Annotated in this window: 1 protein-coding gene; it reads right to left on the minus strand. The window is 71.9% G+C overall.

The window, feature by feature from the left end:
* Nucleotides 1-53: 53 nt before the first annotated feature.
* The gene (locus FS641_RS18615; RefSeq protein ID WP_186317841.1) at nt 54-197 is read right to left on the minus strand and encodes a hypothetical protein; all 144 of its coding nucleotides are present in this window, start codon (nt 195-197) and stop codon (nt 54-56) included.
* Nucleotides 198-352: the final 155 nt, after the last annotated feature.

Consider the following 352-nt stretch of genomic DNA (forward strand, 5'->3'; position numbering starts at 1 on the left):
CCCCCCTTCCCCTTCCCTTCCTCCCACCTCCCCCTCCCCCCACCCATCTTCGCCTACTCCACCACCTCCATCCCCCCCTCCCCCCCGCCCATCCCCTCCACCCCCGTCCACATCCCCACCATCTCCCCCCCCATCCCCTTCCCCATCCCCATCTCCCCCCTGCCCTCCCTGACCGTCACCACCATCACGTTCGTCACCCCCATCCCCCCCACCACGACCCCCCACCACCCCCCCTCTCCATCCTCACCCCTTCAACCTACCCCCCCACCCCCGCCTCCCCTCCCCACCGGATCGCCCCGACATCCCCCCCCCTCCCGGACATCGCACCCCGTTCTCCCCGGGTGCGATGTCC

The organism is Curtobacterium sp. 9128, from assembly GCF_007673775.1.
Classification (GTDB): Bacteria; Actinomycetota; Actinomycetes; order Actinomycetales; family Microbacteriaceae; genus Curtobacterium.